This window comes from Providencia sp. PROV201 (genome assembly GCF_028479545.1).
In the GTDB taxonomy this organism is placed as follows: Bacteria; Pseudomonadota; Gammaproteobacteria; order Enterobacterales; family Enterobacteriaceae; genus Providencia; species Providencia huaxiensis.
On record NZ_JAMPNW010000008.1, the window covers coordinates 49,519 to 66,747 of the forward strand.

At 42.1% G+C, this 17,229-nt stretch carries 15 protein-coding genes; 14 read left to right on the forward strand and 1 reads right to left on the reverse strand.

Annotated features, from left to right (window positions below):
* The first annotated feature begins 5 nt into the window (after positions 1-5).
* The 10 genes from PR809_RS08695 (at position 6) to PR809_RS08740 (ending at position 11,551) form a co-directional block, all read left to right on the forward strand.
* Entirely contained in the window at positions 6-1,535 is a 1,530-nt protein-coding gene (locus tag PR809_RS08695; RefSeq protein ID WP_206275870.1) for an indolepyruvate oxidoreductase subunit beta family protein, read from the forward strand.
* Positions 1,536-1,545: 10 nt separating this feature from the next.
* Positions 1,546-1,968, forward strand: coding sequence for an acyl-CoA thioesterase (locus tag PR809_RS08700; RefSeq protein WP_206275871.1), 423 nt, complete (start codon positions 1,546-1,548; stop codon positions 1,966-1,968).
* 16 nt (positions 1,969-1,984) lie between these two features.
* Positions 1,985-4,282: a bifunctional salicylyl-CoA 5-hydroxylase/oxidoreductase gene (locus PR809_RS08705; RefSeq protein WP_206275872.1), complete on the forward strand. Its 2,298-nt coding sequence runs from the start codon at positions 1,985-1,987 to the stop codon at positions 4,280-4,282.
* A 29-nt stretch (positions 4,283-4,311) separates the two neighbouring features.
* Positions 4,312-5,439: a cupin domain-containing protein gene (locus PR809_RS08710; protein ID WP_102139148.1), complete on the forward strand. Its 1,128-nt coding sequence runs from the start codon at positions 4,312-4,314 to the stop codon at positions 5,437-5,439.
* 99 nt (positions 5,440-5,538) lie between these two features.
* On the forward strand, positions 5,539-6,450 hold the full coding sequence (locus tag PR809_RS08715; RefSeq protein WP_102139147.1) for a fumarylacetoacetate hydrolase family protein: 912 nt from the start codon (positions 5,539-5,541) through the stop codon (positions 6,448-6,450).
* Positions 6,451-6,459: 9 nt separating this feature from the next.
* Complete coding sequence (locus tag PR809_RS08720; protein ID WP_102139146.1) at positions 6,460-7,491, forward strand: carbon-nitrogen hydrolase family protein; 1,032 nt, start codon at positions 6,460-6,462, stop codon at positions 7,489-7,491.
* The gene (locus tag PR809_RS08725; protein ID WP_272524509.1) at positions 7,488-8,243 is read left to right on the forward strand and encodes a maleate cis-trans isomerase family protein; all 756 of its coding nucleotides are present in this window, start codon (positions 7,488-7,490) and stop codon (positions 8,241-8,243) included. Before PR809_RS08720 ends, PR809_RS08725 begins: the two co-directional genes overlap by 4 nt.
* Positions 8,244-8,322: 79 nt before the next feature.
* Complete coding sequence (locus PR809_RS08730) at positions 8,323-8,871, forward strand: MarR family winged helix-turn-helix transcriptional regulator (RefSeq protein WP_206275873.1); 549 nt, start codon at positions 8,323-8,325, stop codon at positions 8,869-8,871.
* A 267-nt stretch (positions 8,872-9,138) separates the two neighbouring features.
* Positions 9,139-10,785 carry a Na+/H+ antiporter gene (locus PR809_RS08735; protein ID WP_195698137.1) on the forward strand — a complete coding sequence of 549 codons (1,647 nt, stop codon included), beginning with the start codon at positions 9,139-9,141 and terminating at the stop codon, positions 10,783-10,785.
* A gap of 253 nt (positions 10,786-11,038) precedes the next feature.
* Entirely contained in the window at positions 11,039-11,551 is a 513-nt protein-coding gene (locus tag PR809_RS08740) for an AAA family ATPase (protein ID WP_206275874.1), read from the forward strand.
* Between the two features lie 56 nt (positions 11,552-11,607).
* On the opposite strand, the gene PR809_RS08745 is transcribed toward PR809_RS08740, so the two are convergent.
* Positions 11,608-12,228, reverse strand: coding sequence for a flavin reductase family protein (locus PR809_RS08745; RefSeq protein WP_195698138.1), 621 nt, complete (start codon positions 12,226-12,228; stop codon positions 11,608-11,610).
* A 636-nt stretch (positions 12,229-12,864) separates the two neighbouring features.
* Between PR809_RS08745 and PR809_RS08750 the strand changes: the two genes are divergently transcribed.
* The 4 genes from PR809_RS08750 (at position 12,865) to PR809_RS08765 (ending at position 17,224) form a co-directional block, all read left to right on the forward strand.
* A complete protein-coding gene (locus PR809_RS08750; protein ID WP_166267257.1) occupies positions 12,865-13,194 on the forward strand; it encodes a helix-turn-helix domain-containing protein in 330 nt (109 codons plus the stop codon).
* Positions 13,195-13,427: 233 nt separating this feature from the next.
* Positions 13,428-13,943: a fimbrial protein gene (locus tag PR809_RS08755; protein ID WP_102139192.1), complete on the forward strand. Its 516-nt coding sequence runs from the start codon at positions 13,428-13,430 to the stop codon at positions 13,941-13,943.
* A gap of 61 nt (positions 13,944-14,004) precedes the next feature.
* Positions 14,005-14,583: a fimbrial protein gene (locus tag PR809_RS08760; RefSeq protein ID WP_102139191.1), complete on the forward strand. Its 579-nt coding sequence runs from the start codon at positions 14,005-14,007 to the stop codon at positions 14,581-14,583.
* Positions 14,584-14,671: 88 nt separating this feature from the next.
* The gene (locus tag PR809_RS08765; RefSeq protein ID WP_206275875.1) at positions 14,672-17,224 is read left to right on the forward strand and encodes a fimbria/pilus outer membrane usher protein; all 2,553 of its coding nucleotides are present in this window, start codon (positions 14,672-14,674) and stop codon (positions 17,222-17,224) included.
* Positions 17,225-17,229: the final 5 nt, after the last annotated feature.

The window sequence follows — 17,229 nt, forward strand, 5'->3', positions numbered from 1 at the left end:
GATGCATGAATTCGTTATCAACTGCATTACCATCAACAAAAGTCACATTACAGCCGATTAAAATTGCCATTTTAGCCATGGGCGGCGAAGGTGGTGGAGTACTTGCCGACTGGGTTGTCAACCTAGGTGAAGAAAACGGTTATTTTGCTCAAACGACTTCAGTGCCTGGCGTGGCACAGCGCACGGGGGCCACAATTTATTATGTGGAATTATTCCCAGGTGCTGACAACCCACAAACGCCTTCTCCTGTATTAGCGCTTATGCCGATGCCCGGTGATGTTGATGTCGTTTTGGCCTCTGAGTTAATGGAAGCAGGCAGAGCAGTACAGCGCGGTTTTGTTACCCCAGAGCGCACAACATTGATTAGTTCAACACACCGCGTTTACTCCATCGCGGAAAAATCCGCTATGGGCGATGGGCGAGTCGATAGCCAAGCATTAATTCGCCACACTGCGGCATCTGCGCGTCAGTTTATTCACTTTGATATGGCTCAAGCAGCACAAGAAAGTGGCAGTGTGATTAGTGCTGTTTTATTTGGTGCGCTGTTTGGTTCCGGTGTTTTACCATTTAGCCGTGCACAATTTGAAGAAACGATTGTACGTGGGGGCGTTGGCGTAAAACCAAGTTTGCGAGCTTTTACATTAGGAGCAGAAAAAGCAGCTAAACCCGAAGATGCATATCAGCCTGAATCCACAAAGAACATCATATATTCACCAAAAAATAAACAGGTATCGCAATTATTAGCTCGTATCCAACATGAATTCTCTCCTCATGTGCAGTATCTCGTGATTGAAGGGACTCGACGACTTATCGATTACCAAGACCTTGCTTATGCCACTTTGTATTTGGAACGCCTCAATAACCTCTTTGCCCAAAAAGGTGGGCAAGATGAGCGTTTGCAACGTGCGCTTGCGCGCCACTTAGCCCTTTGGATGTCCTATGAAGACACTATCCGAGTGGCTGATCTTAAAATTCGTGATAGCCGTTTTGCTCGCGTTCGTAATGAAGTACAGGCAAAAGATAACCAATTGTTGGATATCAATGAATTCATGCATCCAAGAATTGAAGAGATTTGCGAAACGCTTCCCAAAAATTTAGGTCGTTGGTTAATGCGTCCACATTGGTTACACAAAGCGCTTCGCAAAATGACCGAAAAAGGGCGCACGATCACTACCAGTTCTTTATTTGGTTTTTTACAGTTGTATGTATTAGCCACATGGCGAAAAGGTCGGCGTTCGACATTACGTTATCAACTAGAAACGCAGCGTATTGAAAAGTGGCTAGCGGCTGTAATTGAAGCAGCGAAAGCTAACCCTGCACTTGCAACCGAAATTACCCAATGCCAACGCGTGGTTAAGGGGTATAGCGACACTCATGCGAGAGGGTTGCGTAATTTTAAAATCTTAATGGACATCGTTGCGCAGCAAGGGAACAAACTCACCCCCATTAATTTACGTGAACTACGTGAAGCCGCATTGGCCGATGAACATGGGAAAGAATTGGAAAAATGCCGTCAACGTTTAGCGATGAATTAAGGATAACATCATGAGTTTACTGACATTTACTAAGCCACATAAAATTCATTTTTCGGAGTGTGACCCCGCAGGGATTGTGTTTTACCCCCAGTATTTCGTGATGTTTAACAATTTACTTGAACGTTGGGTTGATGAATTAGTCCCTCAAGGCTTTGCGGGTTACATCATGGAACAACGCTTTGGTTTGCCGACGGTACACCTAGAAGCGGAGTTCAAGGCCATTAGCAAAATGGGGGATAACGTGATGCTAGAGCTGCAAGTAGAGCGTATTGGTCGCAAGTCTCTGACGTTACATCAACGCTGTGTCGGTGTTGATGGAGTACTGCGCATGCAAGTGACGCAAACTTATGTCACGACGTCATTAGAAACGCATCAAGCCATCCCCATTCCAGACGCCTTGTATCAGGCATTAACCGCTCAGCAACCAGTGTAAGTAAAGGAGAAATTCCATGAATATTGTGTGTATTGGCGGTGGTCCCGCAGGGCTTTATTTCGGGTTGCTGATGAAATTACAGAACCCAAAGAACCGTGTAGTGGTGGTGGAACGTAATCGTCCTTATGACACTTTCGGCTGGGGAGTGGTATTTTCTGATGCCACGCTCAGTAATTTGCGCCAAGCGGACCCAGTTTCTGCCAAAACGATTTCTGCAGAATTTAGTCACTGGGATGATATTGATGTGCACTTTAAAGGTGTATGTAACCGCAGCGGTGGTCATGGGTTTATCGGCATTGGGCGTAAAAAATTACTCAATATATTACAAGACCGTTGTGTGGAATTGGGGGTGGAGCTGGTATTCGAAACCCAAGTAACGGATGACCAAGCGATTGCTCGTGAGTACCAAGCTGATTTGCTTATCGCTTCTGATGGCATTAATAGTGCGGTACGTACGCGTTATGAAACCGTATTTAACCCCGATATTGACCAACGTCGTTGCCGTTTTGTTTGGCTAGGTACAAAGAAGATTTTTGACGCCTTTACCTTCTTATTCGCTAAAAATGAGCACGGATGGTTTCAAGTTCATGCCTATCAATTTCAAGAAGGGTTATCGACCTTTATTGTGGAGACGACGGAAGAAACCTGGCTTAAAGCTGGTATTGACCAAATGTCCCAAGAGGATGGCATCGCTTATTGTGAAAAACTATTTGCGCCGTGGCTTGATGGTGAAAAACTGATTGCTAACGCAGCGCATTTACGTGGTGCCGCAATTTGGATCCGCTTCCCTCGGGTCATTTGTGGAAATTGGGTGCATTGGACGCAGCCCACACAAGGTAAAGACGTTCCCGTAGTATTGATGGGCGATGCCGCTCATACCGCCCATTTCTCTATTGGCTCTGGAACTAAATTAGCACTAGAAGATGCTATCGAGCTGTGTGAAAGCTTGAAAACTTCAGGGGGTGATTTACGTAAAGGGCTTGAGCATTACCAGAAGGTTCGCAGTGTCGAAGTACTAAAAATTCAGAATGCGGCACGCAATTCGACAGAATGGTTTGAAAATGTCTGTCGTTATGAAAACTTAGCACCAGAGCAATTTGCTTATTCCCTCTTAACACGCTCACAGCGTATATCCCATGAGAATTTGCGTGTGCGTGATGCTGTATGGTTGGAAAACTATGAGCAGTGGTTTGCAGAACAAACCGGTGTCACTTCAACGGCAAAAACACCGCCTATGCTAACGCCTTATCACGTACGGGGTGTCACGCTTAATAACCGAGTGGTTGCATCACCGACACTATTGTATTGCGCTAGTCAGGGCGTACCCGACGATTTTCATTTGGTACATTTGGGTAGCCGTGCATTAGGCGGTGTGGGTCTAGTGATGACTGAAATGACGGCTATAGCCCCCGATGCCCGTGTGACAAAAGGCTGTGCCGGTATTTGGAATGACGAACAAGTTATTGCTTGGCAGCGAGTGACTGATTTCGTTCATCAAAAAACGGATGCCAAAATTGGCATTCAATTAGGTCATGCGGGACGTCGTGGTTCAACTCAGCGAGGGTGGGAGAAAGAAAACCACCCACTGGATGCAGATAACTGGCCGTTAGTTTCTGCTTCAGCGTTGCCTTATTTACCGAATATTTCACAAACACCGGTAGAGCTATCCGAGGCGCAAATGACTACGGTGATTGACCAATTTGTTGCTGCAGCAAAACGAGCGGAAATGGCGGGTTTTGACTGGCTTGAACTGCAAGCAGGGCATGGTTATTTACTCTCAAGCTTTATTTCGCCGTTAACTAATCAGCGTACAGATAACTACGGTGGAACGTTGGAAAACCGCTTACGTTTTTCGTTAGCCGTCATTAGTGCTGTGCGTCAAGTGTGGTCAAAACCTTTGACTGTTCGTATTTCATCGACGGACTGGGTGGATGGTGGGACGACAGTTGATGACGCAGTAGAAATTGGTCGTGCAATAAAGCAAGCGGGGGCCGATATGATTGATTGCTCTTCAGGTGAAGTGTCACCGCAACAGCAACCAGTTTATGGTCGGATGTACCAAACACCAATGGCAGACCGTATTCGTAATGAAGCTGGAATACCGGTTATTGCTGTAGGGGCTATTACTGATGCAGACCAAGTCAACAGCATTATTGCCGCTGGACGGGCGGATTTATGTGCTTTATCTCGACCATTACTTTCTGACTCTGCATGGGTCCTACATGAATGTGCGCGTTATGGGTGGGAAACTCGTTGGCCGGCATCGTATGAATATGGGCGTCAGCAACTCGTTCAATCCTTGAAATCGCGTTAAAGGCTTTGGCAAACAAAGAGGAAAACAGCATGAGTACACACTCCCATGACCAATATCGAGAAAATGTGGCAGGGCGCGCTGATGTGGCAGACACCCCTGAGCTAGTGGCGTATTACCAAGAACTAGATGCGTTGAAGACAGGTGCATTATGGACGGTTGCAAACAAGATTGAACCGTGGCAGCCCAAATCAAGCTCAGTTCCTGTGTTGTGGCGCTACCGTGATTTACGCGAACATGTGTTGCGCTCAGTTGAACTGGTGACACCAGAAAAAGCGGGGCGTCGCGTGATTTATTTAAATAACCCAGGCCGCCAAGATGTTGCTGCTGCAGTCGGTTGGTTATATTCAGGTCTACAAGTCATGCACCCAGGAGAAGCCGCTTCGGCTCATGCCCATTCGTCCTCTGCATTGCGGTTTATTATGGAAGGGCGTGGGGCATACACTATTGTCGAAGGGCAAAAAATGATGCTAGAAGCCAATGACTTTGTACTGACACCGAATGGGACATGGCATGAACACGGTGTTGCGGAGGATGGCTTACCCTGTATCTGGCAAGATGGGTTAGATATCCCCTTAGTCAATGCCATGGAAGCTGGGTTTTATAAAGTGCATCCTGACTTGCATCAAGTGCAAACACGACCTATCGACTACCCAGTTGGCATGTGGGGTGGAACCGCATTACGCCCTCACGATATTGGCTGGGATAAACCTTATTCACCGTTATTTAAATACCAATGGGGGCCAACCTACGAGGCATTATGCCGTGCGGCGAAAGCAGCGGATGGCTCAGTATTTGATGACATTTTAATGCACTACACCAACCCACTAACTGGCGGACCTGTGATGCCAACTATTGGGGCAAGCATGCAATTACTGCGTCCGGGATTTGTAGGTAAGGCTCATCGCCATACGGGGAGTTTTATTTATCAAGTGGCGAAAGGGCAAGGGTACTCCGTGATTAATGGACAACGTTTTGATTGGCAAGAGCGTGATATTTTCTGCGTGCCATCGTGGATGTTCCATGAACATGTGAATACCTCACAAACCGAAGATGCATGTCTGTTTTGCTTTAATGACTTACCCGTAATGCACTCTTTGGGGCTCTACTATGAAGAAGCTCTAGTCGAAAATGAGGGGCACCAGAAAGTCGTTACCTAGGTGAATGTCATGTTTCTTATTGATTAATTTAATTATTTTACTATTCCAATTTACGTGAAGAAGTGAGTGAGGCAACCACCTCATTCAAGGAGAAAGAGAATGCGCTTAATAACTTATCGTTCTGATGTGACCGCGGCAGCTCGTTTAGGAGCAATTGTTAACCATCAAGTAGTTGATTTAGCTCTTCTTGCTCAAGAGCAAGGGTTGTACTTGCCTGACAACATGTTGGATTTTATCGATTTAGGTCCACAAGGTGTGCGTGTTGGTACAGAACTTCTAAATACATATCAAGGGCAATTCCCCGCAGGGACTGCGTGGCCGGTACAAAATGTGAAAATCTTGGCACCGATCCCCCGTCCACGTAAAAATATTTTTGGTATTGGCTTGAACTATGTTGAACACGTGGCGGAGTCCAGCCGCACACTAGACACTTCAAAAGAGCTTCCAAAACAACCCGTTATTTTTTCTAAACCACCAACCACAGTGATTGGACCGGGAGATGCTATTGAACATAATGCCAAAATTACCCAACAATTAGACTGGGAAGTCGAGTTGGCAGTGATTATCGGCACGCGTGCGAAAAGTGTCGCGGCAAAAGATGCGCTTAATTATGTGTTTGGCTACAGCTTGATGATTGATATGAGTGCGCGTGATTGCCGCCGTGCAGGGCAGTGGATTTACTCAAAAGGGCAAGATACCTATGCGCCATTTGGGCCTTGCATTGTGACTGCTGATGAGATCCCAGATCCTCACACCTTAGAGCTAAGCTTGAAGGTGAATGGTGTAACCAAACAATCCTCAAATACACGCCATATGCTATTTAATGTGAATACATTGATTGAAGATATTAGCCAAGGGATCACATTAGAACCCGGTGACATTATTGCCACAGGTACCCCTGAAGGGGTCGGCGCGGGGAGAACGCCACAAGAATGGGTATGGCCAGGCGATGTGATTGAAGCATATGTTGAGAATATTGGTGAATTGCGCCATCCAGTTGTCGCCGTTTAAGGGGGAAGCATGCTTAATTTGCAGACATTTAAAGCCGCTGCAGTACAAGCTGCTCCGGTGTTTCTTGATACCAATGCGACGGTAGATAAAGTTTGCCATTTAATTGAAGAGGCGGCTGATAACGGAGCAAAATTGGTGGCATTTCCAGAGGTTTTTATTTCTGGTTACCCTTATTGGAGTTGGGTGATGAACCCGATAGATGGCAGCCCATGGTTTGAAAAACTGTGCAAATCTGCCATTGAAGTCCCAGGGCCTGAAATACAAAAAATTGCTCAAGCTGCCGCACGCCATCACATCAATGTTGTGATTGGTGTGAATGAGCGAAATCCTAATGGCATTGCTACGTTATATAATACATTAGTGACAATTTCTGATGAAGGAAGAATTCTGGGACGTCATCGTAAATTAGTCCCAACATGGGCAGAAAAATTGACGTGGGCAAATGGAGATGCCTCTTCACTAAAAGTTCACCAAACCAGTATTGGGCCACTTGGGGCGTTGGCGTGTGGGGAAAATACCAATACATTGGCCCGCTTTGCCTTATTGGCGCAAGGCGAGTTAGTCCATATTGCGAGCTATATCGCCTTACCCGTTGCACCAAAAGATTATGACATGGCCGAGGCGATCCGTTTACGTGCTTCAGCCCACTGTTTTGAAGGCAAAGTCTTTACGGTTGTTTCGTGTTCGACAGTGTCAGAAGAAATTATTGATGCAATGTCTGCAACTCATCCAGAAGCACGTGAGTTACTGGCTCGACCAAACAGTGCTTTCTCAGGGATCATCGGTCCTGATGGGCGGGTTGTAGGCCAACCTTTGATTGACAAAGAAGGGATTGTTTACGGTGAAATTGATTTGAACCGCTGTATTCAGCCACGACAAATGCATGATATTACAGGGCATTATAACCGTTTTGATATCTTTGATTTACAAGTAAACCGCCGACCATTAACGGCAGCACGTTTTCACGGTAATGGGCAAGAAAGTGAAGCTTTAAACACATTTCCAGAATCAAGTGAGTCATTTGGGGAGAACGAGATATGAGTTTAGCACGTACATATCGTATCGGGCAGATTGTCCCGTCATCAAATACCACGATGGAAACAGAAATTCCGGCTATATTACGGGCAAGAGAAGCGCTGTTTGCGGAGCGCTTTACCTTTCATTCAAGCCGTATGCGTATGCAAAAAGTTACCAAAGAGGAGTTGGCAAAAATGGACTCCGATAGTGACCGCTGCGCTATTGAATTGTCAGATGCTGCAGTTGATGTTCTGGGATATGCCTGTTTAGTTGCGATTATGAGCATGGGGAAAGGTTACCATCGCATTTCAGAAAAACGTTTATTTCAACGTACGGTAGATAACGGCCATCCAGCACCTGTAGTGACGAGTGCAGGGGCATTAGTTGATGGCCTACATGCGATAGGGGCTAAAAAAGTGTCTATTTTAACGCCGTATATGAAGCCGTTGACGCAGTTAGTGATTGATTATATTGAAAGCGAAGGCATCGAAGTGGTAGATAGTATTTCATTGGAAATTCCAGATAATTTAGACGTGGGGCGGCAAAACCCATTAGCACCAGTGGAAATTACGAAAAAACTCAACACCCAAGTAGATGCAATTGTGGCTTCTGCATGTGTACAAATGCCTTCGCTACCCTCAATACAATTAATTGAAGACCGAGTTGGTTTACCAGTACTGTCTTCTTCGGTAGCAACTACTTATATGATGCTAAAAAAGCTGGGTTTAGAAACTCGTGTTGATGGGTTTGGTTCCTTGTTGAGTGGAAAGTTTTAGCTGAATTATCGCCGACTTCTGCTACTCTTGAGCGGTTGTAATCAAATGCAATAATTCAAGAGTTTATCAAGGGGAGCGAATGGCAAACTCAAAGGTTTTTGTTGATAATTACTTGCCTGCCCTGTTGGGGCAGGCTTGGATGTTAGTTTCATCGGAATTTCATGCCATTGTTGAAAAAAAAGGGTTGTCAGTCTTAGAGTGGCGAGTGCTATCCACACTAGCAGGCAATGGCTCGATGGGGATCACTGAGCTGTCACAAAAAACGGTCAGCAAACAACCGACAATTACTCGCGTACTACAACGGTTAGAGCAGCAGGGACACGTGGTTCGCCACAGTAACCATAATGGAAGTGATAAGCGCATAACACTTGTTAGTGTGACATCAAGTGGAATGTCACTGGTCGATGGCTTACTTGTTGCAGCTCAGCAACACGAAGAAGCCGTTTTAGCCCCTTTGGGGTTGCGTAAAAGTAAGCTCCTTAAGCAAGTACTACAAGAACTTGTTGAGCGGCACAGTATAGAAAACACCAATGCAGCTGATAAAAGTACTTCGGATAAAAATAATGCAAAAATGGTAAAAAGGAAAAAATCAGGCAGTCAAAATTTATCCAAAGAAACAACAAAGTAGTCGATTAATGATGGTTTAGTCCTATTTTTGATGGCAATAGACAGCTTATTATTGATATTGCGTTTAACTATCTATTTATCAAATAGATAAATAAGTTTTTTATGGGTATTTAAGTCAGTGATGATTTTTCGCAACCTGATGATAGATAGGCTATTTCTTAATTTTATTATTTTTGTATCGATTGATTAATTGCCACTTTACATTGATTCAATTTATCTATTTACTTCATAACTGATAATTAATGATTAGCTAAACATGGAGCAATCAATGTCAGTAGTGACACTTGTACTCGTTTTTTTATTAGCCGTTGTTGTGAGCGTTTTTGTTTCACGACTGCTCAAAGATATTATTCCATTACCCTTGATCCAGATAGCACTAGGGGCTGGCTTGTCTTTATACGGTTTTACAGTTGAATTTGAACCTCATCTATTTCTGTTTTTATTTATTCCCCCTTTATTGTTTCTTGATGGCTGGCGTATTCCTAAAGAAGCCTTATTTCAAGAAATTAAGCCGATCATGTCGTTAGCTATTGGTCTAGTGGTAGTAACGGTTATTGGTATGGGCTTTTTTATACATTGGTTAATTCCAGCTATTTCTTTGGCCGTCGCTTTTGCGTTGGCAGCTATTTTGTCGCCTACAGACCCAGTTTCCGTGTCTGCCATGACGGTCAATTCCCCATTGCCATCGCGAATGGCGCATATCCTAGAGGGGGAGTCATTGCTGAATGATGCAACGGGTTTGGTGTGTTTCAGTTTTGCGGTAGTTGCTGCATTAACTGGCACATTTTCTCTTGCTTCAGCGGCTGGGCAATTTGTATTCGTGGCGTTTGGCGGAATTTTAATTGGTTTGCTAGTGGCTTGGGCAATTGGTTGGTTAAACCAATTATTGGTTAAGCGTACAGGGGAAGAACCTGCTATTCAGATAATGATCAGCTTATTGATGCCATTTACGGCTTACTTGTTAGCTGAACATTTACATGTTTCTGGTATTTTAGCGGCAGTGGTTGCCGGTATTGCCATGCACTATGAAAAAATCGCAGGGCGTATGCAAGCCGCCACTCGTATGCAAAGTAAAGCGGTGTGGGATACGGTACAAACCGCGTTGAACGGGATGATTTTCATCTTGTTAGGCGAACAGTTACCGGGTATGTGGACAAATATGCCTGCTGTAGCAGAGGCCGCGGGTGCGAGCCATCCTTGGATGCTATTTGTTTATGTGGCAATTATTACCGTGGCATTGGCCGTTTTACGCTTTAGCTGGGTGTGGATCTCGATGACTTTAACCGTCTTCCATAAGCGCCGTCGCGGTAAAGAAGCGGATGTTATGCATATTCGCATGATGGCGGTGATGGCGACAGCGGGTGTGCGTGGAGCGATTACATTAGCGGGTATTCTCACGTTACCTTTATTGATGCCTGATGGTTCATTATTTCCGAATCGTGACGTGGCTATTTTCTTAGCGATGGGGGTGATTTTATGTTCACTACTGATTGCCAGTATTGCACTGCCTATTTTAACGAAAGGGTTGGTACAAGACTTACCTTATGATAATGACGAAATTCGAGCGCGCTTGGCCTTAAATGAAGCTGCAATGGCACATTTACGTGACCTGATGAATCACCCATCGGATGATATGGATGAAATTGCCATGCGTACTGAGGTTGGGGCTCAATTATTAGAAATTTATGGTAGACGACTCGATAATTCAGATGAAACTGAATCAGATGTCTATGATTTACACAAAATGATTGATATGGAACGTGAGATGTCCAAATCAGCGTTAAAAGCGAAACGGGACGCGTTATATCAAATGCGTAAAAGCAAAAATATCAATGAAAGGGTATATCACCGTTTACGTGATGAACTTGATTTAAAAGAAGAAACGCTTAATCACCATAAAAATGGTAAACATTAGTTAGAGAAAAATGACCTGAATTTATTCAGGTCATTTTTTTATGAATGTCATTCAAGTAGGTTTGACGGTTTGTATAGATTGCTGATAAGTTAGTAATAATTCTATTTAGGAAATTTATATGTTACAAGGCACTGTTAGCTTAAGCATTATTATTACCATCACATAGTGGTGGGGATAAGCTACATCCTAAACCCGCCAGATAAGGCGGGTTTTTTTGTCCTTATCTGGTTAATTCTTCAGTAAGGAGCTATTTATGAATTTAACAGAAGCCTCACCATCATTAAAAAACCCGCCTCGTTTGCATTTTCTTTGTGGCAAAATTGCTTCAGGGAAATCGACATTAGCAAAACAACTGGCTAACGCCCCCCGTACTATTTTGCTCTGTGAAGATGAATGGCTTGCCGCCCTTTATCCTAATGAAATCACTGAACTGGCTCACTATGTTGAAAAAAGTACCCTAGTGAAGCAAGTATTAGAAGGCCATATTGAGCAATTGATACAGGCTGGGAATAATATTGTGATGGATTTTCCTGCGAATACACCGATGCAGCGGCAATGGTTAACGTCATTGGCACAGGCATCTGATGTCCCTTATGTATTTCATGTATTACAGGTAAGTAATGACGAGTGTAAAGCAAGACTTGCAGCGCGGAATTTAGCAGGGGAAAACCCATTTCAAACATCTGAAACGCAGTTTGATTTAATTACGGCACATTTCTCTTATCCAAAAAGTAGCGAGCAGTTAATCTGCAAATTTTACCCATAGAAATAACAGGTCTGAGTAATAAACCTCTGGAGGATACTTATTACTCAGATTTATAGTCATTTAGGGCGATACATTTTTAAATTTTGCTGTTGTTCTATCCAATAATAATCGGCGGGTCCTCCTGCACGCAATAGTGGCTTCTGGCCAGCACAGTCATATAATCCATCATTCAATGCGGACTCATCAATATGCACCATGACAACCTCTCCCATCACCATCCAAGTATCCAATAACTGGCCATCAGCACGTTTCAGTTGTTGGTATTGCGTGACAACACATTCCATTGAAACGGGTGTTTGAGCGATGCGAGGGGGTGAAACTAATGTTGAAGGGAGAGTGGATAGCCCCGTTAATGCAAATTCGCTTTCACCATGTGCCAATGTAGCACTACTCATATTTACCTTTTCGCCAAGTGCAAGAGTTGCGAGGTTATACACAAACTCCCCTGTTTCGATGGCATTAGTTACTGAATCTTTTTTACCAACACTCGAAAAGGCCAATATAGGTGGTGAATAATTGAAAATATTGAAAAAACTATAAGGAGCTAGATTGGCTCTACCTTTACTATCACAGGTTGATATCCAACCAATAGGCCTAGGGCCAATGAGTGATGGGATAGGATCATGGGGGAGCCCGTGACCCTGCAGTGGTTGGTAGCTATAGAATTTTTCTATCATTTTGGAGTCCTTTTTAACTTTACTTTAACGGATATTTGAACAAGGTGTTAGGTGTTTAAATAAAAAATGCGATTAATGCATAAATAATGCAGTAAGTGGATATTCTATTTTTAATTTTGCTTATATTAACGCTTGAGGATATAACTCAATATAACAATAATAAATTAAATAGTAATTGATGATTATCTTTATTTTATTTATGAGTTTTAGCATTGACTTCATTGTTTAACTCTATTTCTGTGTAAATCTAGTGGGTTTATTCGTTTTAATTGGTAGCGTTGCTTTATTCTTTTTATTTTATTTTGTCCGGTACGTTAATATTTTAAATTTAATTTATTTATTTTGCTATTGTTTTATCTGCAATGTTGTTTAATTTGTTGATTTTTTTGTTTATTTTTGTAGTTTTATAAAATATATAATAGGTGTTATATAATTTAATAGGAAATAACTATCAAATTATATATGTTCGATCGATACAAACGTATTTACAGGCTTAATTAATAAACCTATATTTAAAATTAATTGTTTCTATCTGTGTTTGGATATATCCGCTTTTTTACATGAAAATAATCTGTCTTTTAAGTAAGGTTGGCTAATTGAATTTTTTATATGGGAGTGTTTTTTGTTGGAATTAATATGATAAAAACGGATGCATTATTACGTCGAGATGTTGGGTTATTTTTAAGGCAAGCAAGAATTGATAAATCATTAACAGGATACCAATTAGCGAAAATATTAAAAATAAGTCAACAGCAGATTTCTCGTTATGAAAGAGGAGAAACTGGTATTAATATTGAAACGTTAAATATTTTTTTGAACGTATTAGAAAAAAATTGGTTAGAGTTCTTTTTTAAAGTATTAGTGAACCATTCAAGTGAAATTGCAGATATAAGAACACAAGATGAAATTTTTTATCTCATCGAAAGAACATTTTTCTACTATTATGGAAAACTAAAAACCAGATGATTTTCAATGGATTTTTTATTGAGATAGTAATTTACATATATTGTAGTTCTTAGTTTTTGTGTCCTCTTTAATTGGATTAAATATGGAAATTAGACTTACGCTATTAAATTTTTAATGGTGTATTTGTTGTAGTTTAATTTTTTAATTGAAAGGAAAAATATATGCGATTAACCAAATTAAATATTGCCCCCAAATTATCAAAATCATCTCGGTTATTTATTTTTACTGCATTGATGACGGTTTTTTTGTCAGCAAATTCTGCGGCAGACAATACCGGTACAGTTGATTTCGAAGGTGTCGTTGTGAGCACGCCTTGTAATATAGCTCAATCATCACTAAAGCAACTTATTGATTTTGGACAGTTATCTCGCAGAGCATTGGAAAATGGTCGCGTAGCTGAAGTGAAATTTAATATTGAATTTACGGGATGCGATTTCGCTGATTTTGATACTGATGCAGCCGGAAAACCCATTGCTGTTAAATCAATGGAATTAGTGTTTACAGGTCAAAGTTATGCGGATGCAACAAATACTTTGCTTTCTACTTCTGCAGGCAATACCAACAATGTGGGAATTGGTATTGATGGATTTGAATTTGGAAAAGCGAAAGATGTGTTCTCACGCATTATCAATAAAAAGGGAGATAACGTGCTGTCTTTCAAAGCGTTAGCAAAGGCTGTTGATACGACGAAAAGTGTATCGGAAGGTAGGTTCAGTGCGGTAACAAACTTTCGTATTACCTATCAATAACTAAATTATTTAACCGCCAGCATTGGCTGGTGGTTAAATGAGAGCCAGTAGAAGAGGTGTCGTGGTGAGCTATCAAAGGGCTATGGATATAACAGTGCTGTTGGTAATGCTTATTTTTAGTATTCATTCATATGCAGACATCAAAAGCGTTAAACCCCACAGCGTCAGTGCAATAACGTTACTCAGGGGTAGCGTCATTGATGCACCGTGCTCAATAACATTGCAAAATCGCTATCAAACTATTGATTTTTCTTCTTTGGCTCTCGCTTTGTTGTCAAATAGCTTGCAAAGAGAAATGCATGATCAGCCTTTTATTATCGAGTTACAAGATTGCGGCAGTGTCTATTCAACCGTTGATCTAAAAACATGGAAGATACGCTTTGTTGGCCAAAATACACAATATATAGATGCTTTTATACTACAAGGTGCTTCCGAAGGGGTGGGTATTTCGGTATTAGATAATTCAAAAAGACGATTACAGCCTAATAAGGATTATTCATTATCTGACAATGTGTTGTATCAAGATAAATCAGGTTACAGCCTTTTCCTTCGTTATTTCTTACGTCTGGAATTAACCGGACAACCGATCCAAGCAGGTCGTTATTACGGACTGCTCCGCTTTTTCATCGATTACCAATAACACGCACGAAGAATACGTTTCTATGAGCTTCATTTTGAAGATGCACTCTTATTGCATTTAATCTGGTATAGCGAGGATGGTATAGAGCATGGTGTTCAAAATTAACGCGAAATTGAAGCTGGTTTGGCGCATTGCTTTTCTGTTATCGGGTCTTATGGGATGCAAAGTATTTGCCTCTGAATTTAATACAGATGTTTTAGATGCGGATGATATTCAGAATATTGATATGAGCCAGTTTTCAGTAGCAGGGTATACGCTACCAGGAAATTATGTTTTTACTCTCTTTGTTAATGGGCAACGCTTAGGGGCACCCCGTGATATCTCCGTTTATGAAAATAAGCCAATCGCCGGAGAATCAACCCAAGTCACACAAACCATCTGTATTCCTCCAGATGTTCTTGAATTAATTGGTTTAAAGCGTTCGGCGATGGAGAAAGTAACACTTACCCATAATGGGAAATGTCTCGACTTTTCTGCGTTAACAGGGGTTCAAACAGCCATCGAGCTCAGTACATTGTCGTTGAAAATGACGGTTCCACAAATATGGATGGAATACCGCGACCCTTACTGGGTACCCGCTAATTTATGGGAAGAGGGGATCGGTGGTGTATTTATTGATTACAACGCGAATATTTCAGCAACCAAAGAAACGGATAATCATCGGCAAGTTTATTTATCGAGTAATGGGATCACCGGGGTGAATTGGGGGGCTTGGCGCTTACGTGGCGATTACAGTACATCTTACCAAAAACAACGGGGTGATTATCCGCAGGAAAAACACAACTTTGATTTTACTCGTCTTTATGCATTTACCTCATTGAAAGATAGTGCCTCAATCTTTACGTTGGGAGAAAATTATTTCTATTCGGATATTTTTGAATCTTGGCAATATACCGGTTTTTCTTTAGAAAGTGATGACCGCATGCTGCCGCCTAAATTAGTGGGGTATGCACCTGAAATTATTGGTGTTGCAAATACGAATGCAATTGTGATTGTTCGCAGCCAAGAACGCATTATCTCTGAAACGGCAGTTCCTCCCGGCCCATTTCGTATTCAAACACTTGATAGCGGCATTCGTGGTGTATTAGATGTGACCGTCCGCGAAGAAAATGGGGAAGAGAGTAAGTTTAGTATCAGTACGGCCTCGTTGCCTTATTTAACACGTCCCGGGCGCGTCATTTATAAGGTTGCTATGGGAAAGACGCGTTATGACAATCGGCATTTGACAGGGGAGCCTGTTGTAAGTGGTGAATTATCATATGGTGTTTCAAATGCATGGTCCTTATATGGAGGCACTCAGCTCAATGGCTATTACCAAAGCGCAGCGTTAGGAATAGGGCGAGATCTTTTTTCAATAGGTGCGGTTTCTTTTGATATCACACAATCTTTTGCCGATTTTTCAGATAAAAGACGCCAAGGACGCTCTTATCGCGTTAATTACGCAAAATCTTTCGATGAGCTACGTACAGATATTACCTTTGCGGGCTACCGTTTTGCTGACAAAGAATACCGAACACTCACACAATTTATGGATGAGGAGAGAATAGGTTATGGTACTCAGGCAGCAAAAGAAAATTATCAATTATATTTAAATAAATATTTCGATGATTTTAATATTTCTCTTAATTATCAATATAGTACTTATTGGCAGCATGACTCACAAACACAATACGGTTTATACGTTAATGCGCCTTTAAATTTCCCTCTTCTGTCCCAAAATGCGGCAAATTTATCATTATCAGCGAGCCGTACAGAGCGAGACAATGGTAATGAAGATGATGCCATTAATCTGTATCTCACTGTACCGTTATTTCGTGGACATAGTGTCACATTCTCTGAGCTCTACTCACGCTCAGCGGGAAATAACCAATTTAATCATCAGGTTGGATATAGTGGCTATGGAGAGCAGGATAATTTCAATATCAATGTTGGTTATAACCATGGGCAAAATATTGATAATCAAGTCAGTTTGAGTGGCTTCTATTCACGAGATATCTCTCAAGCAAGTACATCTATAAATGCAAGCTATGTACCAGATCAGTACCACAGTATTGGTGGGTCAATCAATGGTGGGCTCACATTAACCTCTAAAGGGGCAGCACTGCACCGCTCAGCGCACGGTGATACACGACTTATGATTGAAACACCGGAGGTAAGCGGTGTTCCTCTCGAAAATGGTGTAACTAAAACTAATGCATTTGGATTGGCCGTTATTCCCAATGTGAATAGTTATCGAAAATCTACTGCTTCAATCAATACCAGCCAGTTACCCGATGATATAGAAAGCCTCGATCCCTCAACGGATATTACGTTAACCAAAGGTGCCATCGGTTATCGCAGCTTATCGGTGATGAAAGGCGAAAAGTTATTTGCTGTTTTTGCTTTGTTAGATGGAAAACACCCACCTTTTGGTGCCAGTGTACGTAATAAAAATAACCAAGAATTGGGGCTCGTGGGTGAAGGCGGTGTGACGTGGCTAGTGGGGGTATCACCTCAAGAAAAGTTGTCGTTGTATTGGAATAACCAGCTGCAGTGCGAGTTATCCCTACCTGAAAAATTAAATGAGCTTACTGATTTGTTATTGCTGCCATGCTCTTCAGTCAAAGCGGTCCGTTCAGTTGATTCATCATCAAGTAAATGATTGTG